Here is a 19,563-nt window from a genome sequence, read left to right on the forward strand (position 1 = left end):
TTCTTGTCGCTTAGCATCCATTCATTGAAACGTTCGATAAAGGTTCAAAGAGTATTTTTGTGTATGCAAAATGACTCTGCCCGCCCGAAGTGCAGATCACAATCTGATCTGCGGGTTCTGTAGCCATTTTCCTTGAAGGCGCAGTCTTCCGGGAGGTGATGATATAGGGTACAGCAATCGCCGCTGCACCTGCGGCAATGAGGGCCTTAATTGCATTACGGCGATTATTGCGAGGTGGATTTTTACTCTGCATTTGATGCTCCGAGTGGAATTGACGAATTATTATCCACCTCTGGCGAGAAAGTAAAAACGGATAATCTTTCTTTGAGTAATCTAAGTAAGTGATCCGTGGCCGGAAAAATGGGGTTGCCACGCTTGGTAAGTAAAGCCATCTTGCTAGCTTGAAAAGCCAGGTGATCCACTTCCAGCGCAATAAGCGTACCTGCCTCAATTTCTTCACGTGCAGAAAAAGCGGACATAAACACGGCACCGGGGCCAGTAGACGCAAATATTTTTCGGGCTGTTGTTGAGTTACTGACAAATGATGAAAAACAAAGTTGAACTCTTTCTGATTGTGCTACCGCTTGTATCTTTTGTCGTAATATCCCCGAAGCGGGCAGCGAAACCGGATAGCTTACTGCCTCCGAGAAAGTTACTTTGCGCTTACCTGCCAACGGATGGTTTTTGCCTACTAGAAGATATAAAGGGAAAGGCACATGCGCATAATGTTGAATATCCGGGGATTCTTGGAAAACATCTGCTATCCCTATATCAGCGGTATCGCTAAGTATTTGGTCGATTATCTTTGTGGTTTCAAATATTTCTTCAATCTGTAGATGCACGCCGGGATATCGAAGACGAAAATTATCAAATATATCCATAAATACATGCACAAAGATGGCCGGTATAGCAAGATGAATATTACCTTCTCGTATATCGCCTAGCTCTTGTAAACCAACCTCAAAGTCCATCCGTGCATCGCGGCTCTGGCGATAATATTCAAGCAATAACTCAGCTACATAAGTTGGCGCTACTTCACTCGGGCGATACTCGAATAATTTGTATCCTATCTCTCTTTCTAAAATCTTTATCTGGTTCGTAATAACGGATGCGTTTGTACTCATACTTTCCGCGGCTTTACAAATTTCTCTATGTGTAAATACGGCATTGAAGTAACACAATCGCTGCTGGTTAATGATCACTGTCCCCGCTCCTAAAGTAATTTCACCTTATTCTCAAGAAAAATTATAGTACTAATTTGAAAATGCAGAATTTGCTTATTTATTTTTTAAACCTGCTTGATAAGCAATAAAAAATATCTTTTGAAGATTGGGAACCTAATCATTGGTTAAATGCATCTTTACTCCAGAAACGCTACCATTAATAATTTAGTAGCTAGTTGCTCTTGAAAAAGAAATATAAATTCACCAGAAATTGTACCTATTTATCAATTTTGGCAAATCAATGGAGTGGGTTTCAATTTTTAGAGTAGTCACGCAGGCTTATCCAGAAAATACGAATCGCTTCTCCATCTTATTTGTGCAAATCGCGACTCCAACATGTAGTTAGCTTATCATCCACTGATTAAAGCGTTCGATAATGGCACTATGCTTATCTGCCCAATACAAGCCACTACTAGGCATCCCTTTTTTTAAATTATCTGGATACGTTGAGAGTGACTTTACATATTTTGGATCAATTCGGTTTCTTTCCAAGACATCTTTTTCCAACGCACTAGGCTGTGTAGGGCTAATCCCATAGGGTATAAGCCGCGCCTGTCGCTCTGGGTCAGTGGCAAATCGGATAAATTGGCGGCAGGCATCCACATTAGGAGTTCCCTTCAAAATCGTCCAATTATCATATCCATAGACATGTTGGTCCCATGAAAATGCAACCGGTGCACCGGCATCAATAGCAGATAGTGTTGAAATGATAAAAGCAGGCATTAAATCTACTTCGCCCGTTTTTAATAGCTGTTCGGCGTGCGGCGTATTCTGCCACCAGACGGAGATATGCGGTTTGATTCTATCGAGGCTATGAAACGCACGGTTAAGATCGCAAGGGTAGATTTCAGTTGGAAGCGCACCATCTGCTAGCAAAGCTTCTTCAATGGTATCAAAAGGGATTTGACGTAGACCACGGCGGCCTGGGAAACGTTCCACATCCCAAAAATCTTTCCATGTTTTAGGGGGCGGGCGTCCTTTAAAAGCATCCGTTCGATACGCGAGCACGATAGAGTAAACGTTCATACCAACGCTATAGTCTGACAAAAGGTGCGGCATAATGGTTTTGACAACATCATCGTTCCCCAGTCTATGCGCTTCTAAATAACCCTGTTGCACCAGTACTGGAATAGCCCTATTACCCAGGCACGCCATATTCCACTTGTACTCTCCTGTATCGACCATCGTTTTAATTTCTGCAACAGGCTCCACATTCGACGGAATGCCGATTACCTTAATACCCGTTTCTTTTCTAAAGGGTTCAAAGAGTATTTCTGTATACGCATAATGACTCTTGCCCCCCGAAGTACGAATCACAATTTGATCTGCGGATTCTGTAGTCATTTTCCTTGAAGGCGCGCTCTTCCGGGAGGTGATGATATAGGGCGCAGCAATCGCCGCTGCACCTGCGGCAATGAGGGCCTTAATGGCATTACGGCGACTATTGCGAGGTGGAGTTTTACTCTGCATTTGATGCTCCGAGTGGAATTGACGAATTACTATCCATCTCTGGCGAGAGAGTAAAAACGGATAATCTTGCTTTGAGCAATCTAAGTAATTGATTCATGGCCGGTAAAATGGGTTTGCCACGCCGGGTAATTAAAGCCATCTTGCTAGATTGAAAAGCCGGGTGATCCACTTCCAACGCCATAAGCTTACGTGCCTTAATTTCCTCTCGTGCGGAAAAAGCAGACATAAACACGGCACCCGAGCCAGTAGACGCAAATGTTTTACGGACTGTTGTTGAATTACTCACAAACGATGAAGGGCAAAGTTGGAGTTTTTCTGATCGCGCTATCGCTTGCACGGTTTCTAGTATCATCCCCGAAGCGGGTAGTGAAACTGGATAACTTATCGCTTCCGCAAAAGTGACCTTCCGTTTACCAGCTAACGGATGATCCTTACTTACTAACAGATATAGCGGTAAAAGCACGCTTGCATAAAATTGAATATCCAGAGTTTCTGGGCAAACATCGGCTATCCCTATATCAACAGTATCGCTAAGTATTTGGTTGATTATCTTTGTGGTTTCAAATATTTCTTCAATCTGTAGATGCACGCCGGGATATCGAAGACGAAAATCATCAAATATATCCATAAAGACATGCACAAAGACAGCCGGTATAGCAAGACTCACACTACCTCGTCGCATATCGCGCAACTCCTGTAAGCTATCCTCAAAGGCTTTCAGCGCCTCGCAGTTCCGGCGATAATATTCAGACAATAACTCAGCTACAGGAGTTGGTTTCATTTCACGCGGGCAGCGATCGAATAATGGGTATCCTATCTCTTTTTCTAAAATCTGTATCTGGCGCGTAACAACGGATGCGTCTGCACTCGCACTCACCGCGGCTTTAGAAATTTGTCTATGGGTAAATACGGCGTTGAAGTAAAGCAATCGCTGCTGATTGATGATCACTGTCCCCGCTCCTAAAGTAATTCCACCTTATTTTCAAAAAAATTATAGAGCTAATTTGAAAGTGCAGAGTTTGTTTATTTATTTTTTAAACATGCTCAATAAGCAATGGAAAGTATACTTTGAAGATGAGAAACTGAAGAACTGGTTAAATATACAGTGTTTTAAAAACAACGTTTCGATAGAAGATTATTCATATTTTATGTAAGAGATAGTTTATATATTTAAAAAACTCTTATTCCACCTTAGTTAAGAAGCCTCTACATAACTTTGTAGCGGTGCCCTGGCTCCTCTTCGATCTTTCCCTCAGCAACGCTGCCTCAATCCTGGTTCATTCGATTCTTTGCCCAATGAGCAAAGATAAACCTTGAGATTACTATTTTTTACATATTCTTTGCCGTCCATACTAGCGCTCAAATCATATATGAGGGATCTACGGAACTCTCAACGCAAGATGATTTACATAGAGTGCCTTTAGTTGATAACACTCAAAGAACCACTTAGGAGCCACCTTCTGGCAACTAGTGTGAAATGAATAACTCAAATCATGGAGATGTAGGCAAATGAATACTTCATCGGCTGATAGCGGTGTTTTGTTGGTGCATAAAAAGTGGCGATATTTTCAACGGCAACATAAAACGGGTATGTTTTATCTCGCATTTATTTGTACCCAATTGCAAATGCTGATGCACAGGCGCATCGGCATTATTCCGTTACCCCTGTATTGCGTTATTCTTTTTTGCTTGAGCATTCTTTTAGCCTTTGGAAAAATCTCCAGTGATATCTCCATCATGGTGGCGATACTCACGACCTTAGGCTTTACCTGTGCCGAATTGGGCGCGCGTATTCCTGCGCTACGTCTGATTGGTGGGCCGGTTATCGTCACAACCTTTCTTCCTTCCTGCCTGGTGTATTACAAACTCTTGCCGGGTGAATTGGTCAGATCCATTAATGATTTTTGGCAGTCAACCAACGTTTTGTATCTCTTTATCGCCTCTGTAGTGGTTGGCAGCATTCTTAGTATGGACCGCAGAACACTTGTTGCGGGGATGGCTAAAATTTTTGTCCCTCTTGCTGCCGGCTCAGTTGCTGCCGCTATCGTTGGCACGCTTACCGGGATGGCTTTTGGGCTAGGCGCTCACCATACTTTCTTCTATCTTGTCGTTCCCGTTATGGCAGGGGGTATTGGAGAGGGGGCTATTCCTCTCACGCTGGGCTATGCGGATATTCTGAACTTGCCACAAAAGCAATTATTTGCCCAAGTAATACCCGCTATCGTGCTCGGGAATTTGATAGCGATTATCTGTGCCAGTTTGCTTAATCAATTCGGTAAGCGTCATGCCCGCTATAGTGGCAAAGGCCGCTTATCCGCTGCTGATGAGGGTATATCCACAAACCCTAGCGACGCTTCCTCCGTCACGGTTGAACATATCGCCGCCGCGGGCATGATCGCGATTTGTTTATATATGTTGGGAATACTTGTGCATAAGCTGATTGGCTTGCCCGCACCCGTAGCAATGCTCTTTCTTGCGGTACTCGCCAAGCTAACTTACGCCATTTCACCCAAGTTGGAGGGCGGCGCTCGTATCGTTTATCGTTTTTTCTCGACGGTGGTAACTTATCCTTTGCTCTTTGCAATCGGAATCACCATTACGCCGTGGAACGACTTACTAGCTGGCTTCACCTTAGCCAATATCGCCACCATTACGGCGACTGTTTGCACATTAACCACCGTGGGGTTTTTTGTAGGCAAATGGGTCGGTTTATACCCGATTGAAAGCGCCATCATTAATGCCTGCCACAGCGGTATGGGCGGTATTGGTGACGTGGCTATACTGTCTGCATCCTACCGCCTAGAAATGATGCCCTTTGCGCAAATAGCTACTCGCCTAGGGGGAGCAATCACTATTACTGCCGCTATTCTCTTGCTTGGGATGATTTCGTAAAATTTTTATTTAAATGACGATGCGACCTATTTTTCTTTCCATACTATTATGTATTTTTCCTTTTATGGGCTGTGGTGGTGACAATCCTAGCCATGGAGAACAGGCGCTCACGCTTGGAAAAAATAAAAATGCAAAAAAGTCCTTAGCGGAGCTTGCAGATGAATTAAGCAGAGTGAAAGTAGAAGATTATGGCCGTGCTGTGCATGATAGAGCAGTAGACTTAGGGGAGATCGCACGTAATTTAGAAAAAATTATGCCAGAGCCCACTGGGAGGATCGCAAGTAGAACCTTATTGCTGATGGAGCGTTTAATAAACGTAATCCATTATTATCCAAGTGTAGAAAATAAGAGTTATATTTTAAATAACATCTCAACAGAGACGGAAGAATTAAAAGAAGAAATGAGTGAGGATATCGAGGGAATTCTAGAAAATTAGAAAATAAATTCAATTGCCTAGAGGCATCTCGTTATACACAAGTCCACTTAATTTTATCTGGAAAGGCTTTGCGGCCTTTAGATAAATCGATCTGGTGTCTGCCACTCGTAGTAAAGGTACTTTCCGCGCGCTCCAGGCTATGTATGGGGAGTACGGCCAGAAACCTAGATTGTCAGTGAGCATGAACAAGCGCCATAGCTTGGGACAAATGAGGGGAAACCGGAGACAATTTTTCTAAAAGATAGGGGGCCAATTTTATTTTTCTAGGCAGTCGCTCTATAAAAATAATCCTAAAAATAGGGCGATTCCAGAACGCAATTTTCGTTGGTGAAAGATGATGCCAAAGGCTTTGGATAAACCCTAAAAAATGCGAATTGCGGAGCAAGCCGCAGAATTGCGGAGCAAAAATAGCGATAAAATCAAATAGACATATGCCGCAACTCCTTTGTTTATGGTATTATGCGCCCCATTGCCCAGGTGGTGAAATAGGTAGACGCAGGGGACTCAAAATCCCCCGCCGCAAGGCGTGCCGGTTCGATTCCGGCCCTGGGCACCAAGTAAACATAAGGGTAGAGCTTTTTTAGCTTGTTCTACAAAAATCATTTTGTAGGCGTCACGATTCTTCTTCTAGTAGGGTCATCTAGAAATGGCTGATTTTTAAGCCACAACCTCGTAATCACAGCGAACTTCTCAATTTTTATAGTGACTATGGTTGAGATATTTAGCAGTTAATTTCTGAAATGTACCATCTTGATGGATCTCAGCCAATGCTTGATTGAGTTGCTCTTTCAGATCCTGATCTTTTTTACGTAAGCCAATTGCAATATCCTGTCTCGCCTCAAGGTCTCTGAGGGATGGTCCGGAAAAAGCAAAACTTTGGCCTTGTGGAGTTTTTAGAAAACCAAAAGTAGCCTGCATTTCATCTTGTAGCGAGGCGTCAAGTCGTCTAGACAAAAGATCGGCATACACTTGGTCCTGACTTGCATAGGAAACGACTGTAATCTCTTTAGGTGCCCAGTGCTGTTTTGCGTAAATTTCCGCAGTGGTGCCCTGTTGCACGCCAATCCGCTTACCTTTTAACGTATTGACATCTGGCGTCAGCTTTGCATCCGCCAACGCAACCATACGGACTCGGATATCGAATAGCTTATTAGAAAACTCGATTTGCTTTTTGCGTGGCGCTGTAACTGCCATAGACGATAAAATAGCATCGAATTTGCGTGCTTTTAACGCCGGGATCATGCTGCCAAAATCTTGCTCGAACCAAATACATTTGGCTTGTAGCTTGGCGCAAAGCGCTTCACCAATTCCTACGTTAAGGCCCTGTACTTGACCGCTAGGAGCTTTATATTCGAACGGAGGATAGTTTGGATCAATGCCAAAACGAATGACTTTCCAATCTTTCGCATTTACATTCGCCGCAGCAAACGCGAGCGTCAGATAAATAATCGGCGTTTTCATGATTAGTATCCTGTGGCTTTTATTGTGACGTGAAGGTCAGCAGGTTTAATGCCTTGTTTAGCAAGCCACATCAGTCGTTCAGTGAACCCTGATAGGCTATTGGCTATTTTCTTTGATTTACGTTTTAGGCTCGCTGCATCCAATAGCAACGAGCAGTCCAATTTCGCTTTAGCAACATCGATACTTAGGTAAAACATCTATATATTCTCAATTAAAATGACAATACCAACTCACTCACTATCCTTGTACATACAGGGTCGAACCCTTGGCTACCGTCCAGTGCCATGTTAGTGAGAAGAGAAGGGTTTGATCTCATGTACAAGGTCTAGGCCTTAAGGTGTACAACAAACTCTCTTCACTTCGTGTGATGGTAGCTAACTATCGCAAAAGCAATGATACAAGCTACGGTCAATCCGATAACTTTAATTCTTCGTGAATACCAGATAATTCGTCATTCGGGAACCCGGAAGCAATCCGACGATCGATCAATGTTTGCAGAGGATCGAGTAACTCTGTACTGACATTCGCGTCACGGCTTGCTTTGCGAATCGTGGCAAACCCTATGGACATTTGGCTAAGCTTGGACGCTACATCCTTCGTGTAGTCACCCGAATCAATCTGTTTTGCTAAATGTGGGATGAATTCAGCAATTAAATTCAGATACGGCACGAGTAAAGATCTGGTGAAATCCGCCGCTTTGACGCCTTTTGTGCTAACCATGGTGATGGCATGAACTGCTCCGCCAAGCATGCCTAGCGCGGTTCCGTTCATTGCGAGATCCAGCAACGATGCCAAGCCAGGATCTGCTCCGACATAATGAGCCTTGCCCATCGCCTCTAATAGAGGGCGGTTCTCTTTAAAAGCGTCCTCAGCAGCACCGCTATATAGGATAAACGCCATATTAGTGCCGACCTGCGGTGGCATCGCCATGATGCCCGCATCGATGTAATTTATGTCTCGGGCTTCAGCCCAAGCACTCATGCTCCTAGCTTCGTCTGGCGTACTCGTCGTTAGGTTAAAAATCGCTCGTCGAGAAAGTTCATGTTCGACGGGCTCTAATACGGCATGAACAGCCGAGTAATCTAGCACGCAAACGATGATGATCGGATTTTCTCGAATGGCGTCATGGATAGAGGTAGCGCGTATTGCGCCCTTTGCAACAAGCGCCCTGTCTTTCCCTGCGGTCCTGTTCCAAACTGTTACGTTATGTCCGGCTCTCAGAAGGGCGCAAGCCAGTGCTTGCCCCATTGTACCTAGTCCTAAAACGGCTACGCTACTCATAATATTTCATTTCCTTAATTTTTGGATTTTCACTGTAGATTTCAAAGAAACCGCTTCGTTACCCTGTCCCGATGTCGGTATTTTTTCATTTTCGTTGCTCGTTTTCCATACTGCAACTGGTCTACAGCCAATCATGTTAGATTTCGGCAGCCTCTAAATATCCTGCTAAGCACATGGCATCACGGATATTTTCACGATTTATATCGTTAACAAAAATGCAATTTCCTAGACCTTTGGGTAAAGGTACTCTCTGCAAGCCACCTCTATGTTTAGTTCTTTCTTCAAGACTATTCCAAAGGTCATTTTCATTAATACATTCTGTCGTGGTTTGCATATTGAGAGTATGATAAAGCTCCAATACTTTATTAAAATCATCTTTACTTAATAATCCTTTTGCTACAGAAATTGCACAAGATATGATAATATCAAGCGAAACTGCAATTCCATGACTAATCTGATAATTACTATTTGACTCTATTGCAAGGCTAAATGTGTGACCAAAATCCACGGCACGTTCCAGATTATCCTCATATAAGTTATCGGATAGTTGTTCAACCATCAATGAAATTGATTTGTCCAAAATAATATCAGATTGTTCACTCTGAAATTTTGACATAAGACAACTTTCCCCATGATAACGTAGATCATTAAAAAGATCATGATCCAAAATGACAGCAAGCTTAATAATTTCACCCAATCCGTCTTTTAATATATCTGTCGAAACAGTTTTAAGGAAGGAGCGATCTAAAATAACGGATTGAGGAGGAGAAAAGGTACCCAGTCTATTCTTTGCTTGGTCAACATTGATTCCCGTTTTGATACCAACCGAAGCATCAACGTAGCCCATCAATGTAGTAGGTATCTTTACTATAGGAATACCTCGCCGATAGGTGCTAGCAACAAGACCGACAATATCAGTAACAACACCGCCGCCGATAGAGCAGATAATCTCTCGACGTCCTAAATCGTAGGTACAAACCTCCTTGAAAACGTCGTAGAAAGTATCGATATTTTTGTTTTGATCTCCGGCATTTACGATGGAAATTCGGTATTTAACATTATTATTATTCAGATACCTTTCAAGTTGTTTTTGATATAACTCAGATACATTATCATCAATAGCAAATAAAATGTTCGAATTGGACTCGAAATTTAACATTTTACTAAGAGTGGAATTTTCCAAATTGAAAATACCATCTGTCTTTACTATTTCATACTGATATGGCTTTTTTCCTGATATTAACCAATTATTCATGTGTGTCCCCTTGAAAAATATATATAAAATTATGCAATATATTAATTTCTTGTCAGGAAATCCAATCCACTTATAATCTTTTGAGTGAATTCATGGACCTCGCTTTCTTTCCAGCAAAGAGATGGTGCAAATAATATGCCATTTTCCATAACATCAACAATTAACCCATTTGAAATGAAAAAATCTAATAATTTTGAATAACGATAACTTATTTTTTTGTCTTCAAGCAAAATTTCTTTTCTTATCTGTATTGCTCCAATCATGCCTTTTATTCTTATGTCTCCAATAAGATTGGACTTATCTTTAATATAATTTAAGGAATTTTCTAGTATTTTTGATACCTCTCTAGAGGATTCTATTAAATTTTCTTCTCTTAAAATTCGAATATTTTCCAATGCGACGGCACATGACACAGGATGCCCAGTAAAAGTATAGCCATGCTGTAATTTTATTTCCTTATCGAGCAATACCTTGGCTATTCTGTCTCCGACCATAACAGCGGATAATGGTGCATATCCCGATGTTAATCCCTTAGCTAGGGTAATGAAATCCGGCTCCAAATTATAGGCACTGCTCGCGAACCAGTTCCCAGTTCTTCCGAAACCCGTAATAACCTCATCTACACATAAAAGTACATCGTACTTTTTGCATATGTTTTTTATTAACGGCAGGTAATTGTCCGGGGGAATGATCGCACCACCTCCGCCTTGAATGGGTTCAATAAAAAATGCGGCAACATTTTCTGGGCCTATTTCTAATATCTTATTTTCTAATTCGTTTGCAGAAAAAATACCAAAATCTTCCTGAGTTTGACCACTACCAAATTTGTAATAATATGGTGGCATAATATGTACGAAGCCTGGAAGAGGTAAACTGGAAGCCGAATGCATAGGCTTCATACCACCTAGTGAAGCGGCAACCAATGTGCTACCATGATATGCATTGTCTAGACTAATTATGACCTTCTTTTCTTTTTTGTCGAGTATATTCCAATATTGTCTAATGAATTGAACAATAGAATCGTTCGCATCTGATCCAGATGTTCCAAAAAATACATTATTAAGATTTCCTGCACTAATTTTTACAAGCTCTTCGGATAATTTTTCAGATGGAGAATTGGTTGTTTTAAAAAAATTATTACAATAAGGGAGCTCAGTCATTTGAAAGCGAGCAGCTTCGGCAAGCTCTTTTCTGCCGTAACCAATATTAACGCACCATAAACCGGAGAGCGCATCGAGGATTTTATTTCCAACATTATCAAAAATGTAAGATTTATCTGCCTTTGAAATTATTTTTATTCCATTTTCTCTGATATCGTAATTATTTTGAAAAGGATAAATCTGATGCAAATCCGGAATTTTCATATTTTCACTCCTGTTTTAAAAATATTGATTAATAAGTCACTAAGCACAATCTCGCACTGTGCTTGCTCAAAGCGCTCCTGATCCATTTCTTTTTGACACTGTGACGCGTGCGTTTCCACACCAATCCCAACCGCTGGCACGCCCGCTTTAGGGCGCTCAAATGTATTTCAATAGCAAACTATTTGGACGCTACCTCCTCATGTAACCATAGCAACGTTTGCGACCGATCTCTTAGCCTTAAATCGCTACGGCTTCTCGAGCTTCTTTCTAATATCTCTTTCTCTTCTTAACTCAACTCCAGTCGCTTCACTCTCATCTATTTACTTGCGCTTCTGTTTAATATTCCTACTATAGATACATTTGTGCGCAGTGACTTATTAAACTTACTGGACTAATTAACTGGAGCGAATTTATAAGCTTTGACTTATATGCGTTTACAAAATTTCTGCGCCTCACGCTTACAAGGCATTATCTTTTTTAGCGCATTTTAAATTCCACAATCAGATGTTTTTTGAGTTGCCTAAGCTAGCGCACCGTCCACCTGATCGCCCGACCTAAAGTAATATTCAAGATCGTTGGGAATGTCTAAAACAGCTCTTCTGAACGGGATTGATAAAACGTGCTTTTTTGTTCATCCTACCTCCTCCTTATTCTCTAACACTAGGTAAACACCCAAAACTGAGTGTCTTTTTTGGTTATACAAGGTAAAACAACAGGATTTTTTTGAGCTTTGATGCTTTGTCTCCTGGTAGGAATATAGCAAACGGCCCACGCATTGTGCAAGGGCATTATTTAAATTTTGTCAGGAGCAAATAAAATGTCCGGTTTTGTAGCACATGAAATGTCTGATTTATCTGCTGCAGTGTACAGCTAAGCGATTTGGTCCGGCGAGCCAAGTTGCCTAAGATTTTCTGGTTTTAGCGGGGTAAACCACCAAAAAGCTGACGGCCGCTCTGATCGACATTTTCAGTGTAGCCCTTCCTGAGTTTCTATGATTCGGATAGGGCGCGCCCTTCGGGAGTTTAATCGGGCACGCTTCATACGCAACTCAGCGTTTTCGCGGCGTAACCTCGATAATTCCGCTTCTTGCTCGCTTATCTCTCGACGAGTAGCTCCAACATGGTTGAGCTTGCCCTCCCGGGCCTTTGATAGCCAATTTCCGATTGTCTTGGCCGGTAACGATAACCGCCTTGCCACATCTATCGCCCTTTCTTTGCCTTCTAAGATCGGCCTCACTGCTCTTGCAGTCTAAATTCTTGTGTAAAGTACTGTTTTGGTAATTTTTCCATTTGAGTTCCTTCGACGCATTTCTTCTTCAGTCATGGCGTCTATCAAATCGATATTACCTCATCAAATTTTAAGCATTGCCATTACACCAAGCACACCAAATATGCCTGCAGCAATAGCATGTACCCAACGCTGTGGCAGCCGGTGTGCAAAGCGGTCACCTAGTAAAATAGCCGGTACGTTCGCCAGCATCATGCCAAGCGTTGTGCCTAGCACGACGCCCCAAAAATCATGGAAGCGGGCGGCCAGAGCGATCGTCGCCAGTTGTGTCTTATCCCCTATCTCAGCAATGAAAAAAGCGATTAACGTAATGCCAAAGATGCCGAGCTTGCCTGCCTTATATTCTTTTTGCGGGCCGAGTTTATCAGGCACAAGCATCCATACGCTCATGCCAATAAACGAGATGGCCAGCGCCCAGCGCATTAATTCAGGCGTAAGCTGAGCGCCTAGCCAAGCGCCGAGCGCGCCGGCTAGGGTATGATTGACCAGGGTCGCAGCCAGTACGCCGAGAATAATTGGCCACGGTTTACGGTAGCGGGCAGCAAGAACCAGGGAGAGTAATTGCGTCTTATCGCCTATTTCGGCTAGCGCCACGGTGCCAGTCGAAATTAAAAAAGCAGTTATCACGGTTAATCGGCTCCTAAGCCTTGCGTCGGTTTCAAGAATAATGTGTAGCTTGTCAGTAGCTAGCTACAAAACTTAAACTAGTAAGCTTTTTCATCTTTAGCTTGCTTAAGCTTAAGCAGGCTGCCATCATCGTGTAGATCAAATATGTTAACACTTTCGCTGTTTTGCTTATGATTGAGCTTCACCACATTACACAGCGCTTCGCGGGTCCCAAGGGTCCAATTGAGGCCTTACATGACGTCAACCTAACGATTGCTGCTGGTGAGATATTCGGCATTATCGGGCGTAGCGGCGCGGGTAAGAGCACACTGATCCGGATTCTTAATCTACTTAGCCGCCCCGCAGAAGGGCGCGTTGTCGTTGCCGGGCGTGATTTAACGGTGCTTACGCCAGATGCATTGCGCACGGCTCGTCGCGATATTGGGATGATCTTTCAGCATTTCAATTTATTATCCTCGCGCACCGTGTTTGACAATGTTGCGCTGCCGCTTGAGCTTGCGGGTATGCGTCGTGCCGCAATCGAGGCAACGGTACTGCCCTTGCTCGAATTAGTTGGCTTGAGTGCGCAAAAAGACCGCTATCCAACGCAGATTAGCGGTGGACAAAAGCAAAGAGTGGGGATTGCACGCGCACTGGCAAACCGGCCGCGCGTGCTTTTATGCGATGAAGCGACTTCCGCCCTTGACCCTGAAACAACGCGTTCAATTTTAGATTTACTTAAGCAGATTAACCACGAACTAAAGCTGACGATTGTATTAATTACACATCAGATGGATGTCATCAAGGCAGTCTGTGACCGCGTAGCGGTGTTGGATGCTGGCCGCATCCTTGAGGTAGGGCCGGTGCGAGAGGTGTTTTTGCAACCACAACACGAAATCACTCGCTTATTATTGGGTGAAACGATCGGGCATGAATTGCCGCCGGCACTGAAAGCGCGTTTGCGCGCGCAAATGAATGAGCGCAACCAGGGCGAGCAGCGCCATCATCTATTTAGACTGGCCTTTGCGAGCAGCGGTGTCGATCAACCCGTGCTCTCAGAAACGATGCGTCATTATGCGATGATCGATTTTAATATTTTGCATGGCCGGATTGACGAAGTCCAGGGGCAGCCATTTGGGTCTCTAGCTGTGCTCGCGAGTGGCGCTCCAGTCAAAGTCGCTGAGGCCGTTGCATTTTTACGGCAGCGCGGGGTGCTTGTCGAGGAACTATTGGATCTAGAATAAAATGTTCAGCTTATTGGTTTTATCATTTGAAGAAACGCTACTGATGGTCGGTGTATCGGGTGTGCTGGGCGCGCTGTTGGGGGTCCCGCTAGGGGTTCTCCTTTACCTGAGCGCGCAGGGTGGTGTGCTGCCAAACGTTCTGTTAAATCGTATGCTTGGGCTGACGGTGAATGCCGTGCGCTCAACGCCGTTTATTATTTTGCTGGTGGCGGTCATCCCTGTCACCCGCTTGCTGGTCGGTTCTTCGATTGGCACCATGGCGGCCATCGTGCCATTAACGATTGCGGCCGCGCCATTTGTGGCGCGCTTGGTCGAAGTGGCGTTACGTGAAGTGGATGCCGGTTTGATTGAAGCTGCGCAGGCAATGGGCGCCAGTACCTGGCAGATTATCTGCAAAGTACTCCTACCCGAAGCATTGCCTGGGATTGTGGCGGGTTTGACGGTAACCTTTGTGAGTCTGGTTGGCTATTCAGCGATGGCCGGCGCAGTAGGCGGCGGCGGGCTGGGTGACGTTGGTATTCGCTACGGTTATCAGCGTTTTCTACCCGAAGTCATGTTGGCTGTCGTATTGATATTGGTGGTTTTTGTGCAGTTGGTACAGTCGTTTGGAGATTGGCTTGTGCGCAGGCTGAGTCACAAATAAAAGGGAGCAATTAATGATAAAATTTCGTGCTTTATTCCGGTTTTCCGTGGTCCTGGGGGGCCTGTTTCTTTCGCCGCTGTTGGCGTGTGCTGCAGACAAAATTAAAGTAGGCGTAACGACCGGCCCACATGCGCAAATGCTGGCGGTGGTACAACAAGTTGCGGCCAAAGAACCTAATGGACTGGTCATCCAGATCATCGAATTCTCTGATTTTGTGCAGCCTAATGCCGCACTTGCTGCGGGTGACCTGGATGCAAATAGTTTTCAGCATCTGCCTTATCTGACTGCGCAGAACAAAGATCGCAACTACTCGTTGGTCAGTGTGGCAAATACCGTAACGTTCCCGCTGGGGGTTTACTCGGCGCGGCTTAAATCCTTATCTGAACTTAAGCCTGGCGCCAAAATTGCGTTACCGAACGATCCGAGCAATGGCAGTCGCGCGTTATTGCTTTTGCAAAAACAGGGGTTGATTAAACTGCGTGCTGACGTAGAGTTAGTTACACCGCTTGATATCACGGATAATCCTAAAAAACTGAAATTCATTGAATTGGATGCAGCGCAGATTCCACGGGTATTAAAAGATGTGGAGGCAGCGGCGATCAATACAGATTTTGCAATGCAAGCGAAGTTGACCCCGACCCGTGATGCAATCGCCACTGAAGACCCGAAAGGACCGTATGCAAACATCATTGCCGTGCGTGCGAGCGACCAAAACAAGCCTTGGGTCGCCAAGCTGATAAGTGCGTATCACTCGCCCGAAGTGAAGCAGTATATTGAAAGCCACTTTAAAGGGGAAGCGCTGGTTGCCTGGTGACAGGTAGGCTCGTGACGCTCGCTATAATATCGCTCAATTAATATTTAGAAGGGAGTAGGTGGATGAAGGTCCTGGTAGCAGTCAAGCGGGTGGTTGACTATAACGTGAAAGTGCGTATCAAGCCTGATCATACAGGTGTTGATATTGCGCACGTGAAAATGTCGATGAACCCGTTCGATGAAATCGCCGTTGAGGAAGCCGTGCGGTTGAAAGAAGCGGGGCTAGTGACGGAAATTATTGCCGTCTCATGCGGTGTGGCGCTGTGTCAGGAAACGTTGCGCAGCGCGTTAGCAATCGGCGCGGACCGTGCAATTTTGGTTGAAACGAATGCAGAGTTGCAACCGTTAGCAGTCGCTAAAATCTTACAAGCGCTGGTCACTAAAGAAGCGCCGCAATTAATTATCCTGGGTAAGCAAGCGATTGACGATGACGCGAATCAAACGGGTCAGATGCTGGCTGCCTTAGCCGATTTACCACAAGCCACCTTTGTTTCAAAAGTGAATATTGTCGATGGCCGCGCGCAGATTACGCGTGAAATCGACGGTGGCATAGAAATGCTTTCCTTAACGCTGCCAGCAGTGATTACAACTGACTTGCGTTTAAACGAGCCGCGTTATGTGACGCTGCCAAGCATCATGAAGGCGAAGAAAAAGCCGCTTGAGATTATTTCTCCAGATGCGCTTGGCGTGGATGTAACGCCACGGCTAACAACACTCAAAGTGGCTGAACCAGTGCCGCGCTCGGCCGGCATTAAAGTGCCGGATGTAAAAACTTTAGTCGACAAACTAAAAAACGAAGCAAAGGTTCTGTAGCGGTTTAGAGCCAGGCAGTTTTTTAGATCGCGAAAAAGAGGTGACATGACAATTCTATTCATTGCAGAACACGATAATCATAAATTGAAGGCAGGCATGCTCAATGCAGTGAGTGTGGCCTCCAAGCTAGCCAACCTCACAGGGCAAGAACTCTACCTGTTGGTCGCTGGCCACCAGGCGCAAAGTGTAGCGAACGAGGCGGCGCAGATTGCTGGCGTTGCAAAAGTGCTGCTAGCGGATGCTGTGCAACTTGCTGATGGCTTAGCCGAAAATGTAAGCACGACGGCACTTAAGATCGCCGCGTCTTATTCGCACATTGTGCTATTAGCGAGCGCGTATGGTAAAAATATTGCGCCGCGTATCGCCGCCAAGCTGGATGTTGCCCAGATTTCTGATGTGATTGCCGTACTGGACGCAGATACTTTCGAGCGGCCTATTTATGCCGGCAATGCCATTGCCACGGTGCACTCTAATGACTCGATAAAGGTTCTCACTGTGCGCGGCACAGCCTTTGACGCCGCGGCAGTGCAGAGCCAAAACGCCCCGATTGAAACGCTCGAGGCGGCCCCTGAGCAAGGCCTCTCTCAGTTTATTGGCCGCGAACTCACTGAGCTTGATCGCCCGGAACTGACGGCTGCGAAAATCGTGGTAGCGGGCGGGCGTGGGTTGGGTTCTGCAGAAAATTACACCAAACTGCTAGAGCCGCTGGCCAATAAATTGGGCGCTGCCTTGGGCGCCTCGCGTGCAGCCGTTGATGCGGGCTTTGTTCCTAATGACTATCAAGTCGGGCAGACCGGTAAAATCGTTGCTCCGCAACTGTATTTGGCGGTAGGCATTTCGGGGGCGATCCAGCATTTGGCTGGAATGAAAGACGCTAAGGTAATTGTTGCGATTAATAAAGACCCTGACGCGCCAATCTTTGGTGTCGCAGATTATGGTCTAGTGGGCGATCTTTTTGAGCTTGTGCCGGAGTTAGTGGCTGAATTACCCTAATGTGCGGAATGCCTCTCAAGTGTTAAGCGCTACTTTTTAATGAGGTAGCCCTGGGTACACCATAAAGATTTGTTGATATAGATCATTAAATGTACTTATAATTAAGTGTCAAATTATTAAATGACACAATATTATATGTCTTATAAAGAGCTTTTTCAGCATCTTCGAGCCATGCGTAAGCAAGCGGGCATCAAGACAGCGCAGATCATCGCTAACACAGGATGGTCTCGCCAGCGCTTGTCACAGCTTGAGCGCGGTGAAGTGGACGCGCAATTGTCCACCTTGATTGCGTTGGCTAATGCAGTAGGGGCAGAAGTGATGCTGGTACCTAAAGCTTTGGCGCCGTTGACTCGGGAGTTCATCGCTAGCGAGGGAGCGCTATCACCGCGTACAACCAAAACGGGCATCGAGTTCTTGCTTGAGAAACCTCGCTCATGAAATTCCTGGCCGTCTACCTTAACGAAACTCGAGTTGGCTTTTTGTCGCAATTTGGGGATATTTATCAATTTTTGGCAGACGATAGCTATTTAGCGGAACCGAATCGGCCTACTTTATCGCTGGCTTACACGGTTCTTGGCAACGATCAACTTACGCGTCAATTACTCACCGAACCTGCAACGATTTTAACCCGCGGTTTTGGCCGTTTGCCCCCTTTTTTTGATAATTTATTGCCGGAAGGGGCATTGCGAGAGTGGCTGGCCGCCGAGCGTCATATCGCCCTCAATGACGGTCTAGAATTATTGGCTGCAGCTGGCAATAATTTACCTGGCGCGGTCATTGTACGTCCTGAATTGCCAGCGGAAAGTGTCAAACTAAAACACTATACAAATAAAAAAAATGCCTTGCAATCTCAGGGCGTCGAAGCGCCGCTTGTAGATGCTTTTTCGCTCGCTGGCGTGCAATTCAAGCTCGCCTTATCCGCGCTTGACGGGAATCAGCGTTATACGATGCATTTCGAAGAGGGGATTGACGGTGAGCCGATTATCGGTAAATTTCCTGCGGTACAACATAGCGATATGGTCTATACCGAGTTTTCTGGAATGGAGCTGACTCGTGTGGCTGGGATCGAAACGGCGGATTGCTGGCTAGCTCCGATCACCGCGCTAGATAAAAGGTCGCAAGTTAAAACACAGTCATCACTAGGAAAAGAGTTTTTGGCTGTCAGGCGCTTTGACCGAAAAGCGGGCGGGGGCCGTGTCCATATCGAAGATTTCTGTCAAGTGTTGAGTATGGCGCCTGAACGTAAATACGGTAAACCGGCTGATTATGAAACACTGGCCGCTATACTGCTACGTGCCGCCGCAGATGGAGAGCAACAAGTTGCAGCTTATATCCGTCGGCAGGTCGTCAATACACTGCTAGGCAATACGGATGCACATTTAAAAAATTTTTCACTCATCTACCGTAATGGCTGCAGTCCGGAATTGGCGCCAGCCTATGATCAAGTTCCTGTGTTTCTGTATTTTGATGAGACTCCAACTCTCGCCATCAACAAAAAAATCGATGCAATACTCACCGCACAGACTCTGAAGACTTACCGTGAACTCTTCAAGCAGCTGGGTTTAAGTCCGGCTTTAGCTGCGCAGATTGTCAAAGATACGGTTGAGCGGTGCCTAGCATTATGGCCAGAGGCAATGCGCCATTTGCCGCTGACCGTTACGCAGCGCCATAAAATTGAACATCGGATAAACCATTTGCCGTTAGTGCTAGAGATTCTCAGGCGTCGCTCATTTAAATAACGCAGAATTGAAAGATATTCTGCCCAAATGTGGCACCCATCCT

General features: G+C 45.0%; 19 protein-coding genes and 1 tRNA gene. 10 read left to right on the forward strand and 10 right to left on the reverse strand.

Annotation, left to right across the window (positions count from 1 at the left end):
* Positions 1-10 precede the first annotated feature (10 nt).
* The 4 genes from NQD60_RS02885 to NQD60_RS02900 form a co-directional block, all read right to left on the reverse strand.
* Entirely contained in the window at positions 11-253 is a 243-nt protein-coding gene (locus NQD60_RS02885) for a hypothetical protein (protein WP_257100987.1), read from the reverse strand.
* Positions 243-1,202 (reverse strand): LysR family transcriptional regulator, encoded by a 960-nt coding sequence (locus NQD60_RS02890; protein WP_257100988.1) that lies wholly within the window; start codon positions 1,200-1,202, stop codon positions 243-245. The genes NQD60_RS02885 and NQD60_RS02890 overlap by 11 nt, the downstream gene beginning before the upstream one ends.
* A 363-nt stretch (positions 1,203-1,565) precedes the next feature.
* The gene (locus NQD60_RS02895; RefSeq protein WP_257100989.1) at positions 1,566-2,693 is read right to left on the reverse strand and encodes an ABC transporter substrate-binding protein; all 1,128 of its coding nucleotides are present in this window, start codon (positions 2,691-2,693) and stop codon (positions 1,566-1,568) included.
* Positions 2,683-3,642: a LysR family transcriptional regulator gene (locus tag NQD60_RS02900; protein WP_257100990.1), complete on the reverse strand. Its 960-nt coding sequence runs from the start codon at positions 3,640-3,642 to the stop codon at positions 2,683-2,685. Before NQD60_RS02900 ends, NQD60_RS02895 begins: the two co-directional genes overlap by 11 nt.
* Before the next feature lie 560 nt (positions 3,643-4,202).
* Between NQD60_RS02900 and NQD60_RS02905 the strand changes: the two genes are divergently transcribed.
* The 3 genes from NQD60_RS02905 (at position 4,203) to NQD60_RS02915 (ending at position 6,577) form a co-directional block, all read left to right on the forward strand.
* Complete coding sequence (locus tag NQD60_RS02905; RefSeq protein WP_257100991.1) at positions 4,203-5,585, forward strand: 2-hydroxycarboxylate transporter family protein; 1,383 nt, start codon at positions 4,203-4,205, stop codon at positions 5,583-5,585.
* A gap of 13 nt (positions 5,586-5,598) precedes the next feature.
* The gene (locus tag NQD60_RS02910; RefSeq protein WP_257100992.1) at positions 5,599-6,021 is read left to right on the forward strand and encodes a hypothetical protein; all 423 of its coding nucleotides are present in this window, start codon (positions 5,599-5,601) and stop codon (positions 6,019-6,021) included.
* 471 nt (positions 6,022-6,492) lie between these two features.
* A tRNA-Leu gene (locus NQD60_RS02915) sits at positions 6,493-6,577 on the forward strand.
* Between the two features lie 134 nt (positions 6,578-6,711).
* On the opposite strand, the gene NQD60_RS02920 is transcribed toward NQD60_RS02915, so the two are convergent.
* From NQD60_RS02920 to NQD60_RS02940, 6 genes are all read right to left on the reverse strand, one after another.
* Positions 6,712-7,482 (reverse strand): transporter substrate-binding domain-containing protein, encoded by a 771-nt coding sequence (locus tag NQD60_RS02920; protein ID WP_257100993.1) that lies wholly within the window; start codon positions 7,480-7,482, stop codon positions 6,712-6,714.
* A 408-nt stretch (positions 7,483-7,890) separates the two neighbouring features.
* The gene (locus NQD60_RS02925) at positions 7,891-8,763 is read right to left on the reverse strand and encodes an NAD(P)-dependent oxidoreductase (protein WP_257100994.1); all 873 of its coding nucleotides are present in this window, start codon (positions 8,761-8,763) and stop codon (positions 7,891-7,893) included.
* A 136-nt stretch (positions 8,764-8,899) separates the two neighbouring features.
* The gene (locus tag NQD60_RS02930) at positions 8,900-10,018 is read right to left on the reverse strand and encodes a sedoheptulose 7-phosphate cyclase (protein ID WP_257100995.1); all 1,119 of its coding nucleotides are present in this window, start codon (positions 10,016-10,018) and stop codon (positions 8,900-8,902) included.
* A 41-nt stretch (positions 10,019-10,059) separates the two neighbouring features.
* A complete protein-coding gene (locus NQD60_RS02935) occupies positions 10,060-11,382 on the reverse strand; it encodes an aminotransferase (RefSeq protein WP_257100996.1) in 1,323 nt (440 codons plus the stop codon).
* A 966-nt stretch (positions 11,383-12,348) separates the two neighbouring features.
* Positions 12,349-12,618, reverse strand: coding sequence for a transposase (locus tag NQD60_RS09155; protein ID WP_368736111.1), 270 nt, complete (start codon positions 12,616-12,618; stop codon positions 12,349-12,351).
* A 114-nt stretch (positions 12,619-12,732) separates the two neighbouring features.
* On the reverse strand, positions 12,733-13,296 hold the full coding sequence (locus NQD60_RS02940) for a TMEM165/GDT1 family protein (protein WP_257100997.1): 564 nt from the start codon (positions 13,294-13,296) through the stop codon (positions 12,733-12,735).
* Between the two features lie 170 nt (positions 13,297-13,466).
* Between NQD60_RS02940 and NQD60_RS02945 the strand changes: the two genes are divergently transcribed.
* From NQD60_RS02945 to NQD60_RS02975, 7 genes are all read left to right on the forward strand, one after another.
* The gene (locus NQD60_RS02945; protein ID WP_257100998.1) at positions 13,467-14,519 is read left to right on the forward strand and encodes a methionine ABC transporter ATP-binding protein; all 1,053 of its coding nucleotides are present in this window, start codon (positions 13,467-13,469) and stop codon (positions 14,517-14,519) included.
* Position 14,520: 1 nt separating this feature from the next.
* Positions 14,521-15,162 carry a methionine ABC transporter permease gene (locus NQD60_RS02950; protein ID WP_257100999.1) on the forward strand — a complete coding sequence of 214 codons (642 nt, stop codon included), beginning with the start codon at positions 14,521-14,523 and terminating at the stop codon, positions 15,160-15,162.
* Between the two features lie 13 nt (positions 15,163-15,175).
* The gene (locus tag NQD60_RS02955; RefSeq protein WP_306438081.1) at positions 15,176-15,976 is read left to right on the forward strand and encodes a MetQ/NlpA family ABC transporter substrate-binding protein; all 801 of its coding nucleotides are present in this window, start codon (positions 15,176-15,178) and stop codon (positions 15,974-15,976) included.
* Between the two features lie 62 nt (positions 15,977-16,038).
* Complete coding sequence (locus NQD60_RS02960; protein WP_257101000.1) at positions 16,039-16,788, forward strand: electron transfer flavoprotein subunit beta/FixA family protein; 750 nt, start codon at positions 16,039-16,041, stop codon at positions 16,786-16,788.
* Positions 16,789-16,833: 45 nt separating this feature from the next.
* Positions 16,834-17,781 (forward strand): electron transfer flavoprotein subunit alpha/FixB family protein, encoded by a 948-nt coding sequence (locus NQD60_RS02965; protein ID WP_257101001.1) that lies wholly within the window; start codon positions 16,834-16,836, stop codon positions 17,779-17,781.
* A gap of 135 nt (positions 17,782-17,916) precedes the next feature.
* Positions 17,917-18,219 (forward strand): helix-turn-helix domain-containing protein, encoded by a 303-nt coding sequence (locus NQD60_RS02970; RefSeq protein ID WP_257101002.1) that lies wholly within the window; start codon positions 17,917-17,919, stop codon positions 18,217-18,219.
* Positions 18,216-19,520, forward strand: a complete 1,305-nt coding sequence (locus tag NQD60_RS02975; RefSeq protein ID WP_257101003.1) for a type II toxin-antitoxin system HipA family toxin — start codon at positions 18,216-18,218, stop codon at positions 19,518-19,520. Before NQD60_RS02970 ends, NQD60_RS02975 begins: the two co-directional genes overlap by 4 nt.
* Positions 19,521-19,563: the final 43 nt, after the last annotated feature.

Origin of the sequence: Mycoavidus sp. SF9855 (genome assembly GCF_024582735.1) — a bacterium.
Taxonomy (GTDB): Bacteria; Pseudomonadota; Gammaproteobacteria; order Burkholderiales; family Burkholderiaceae; genus Mycoavidus.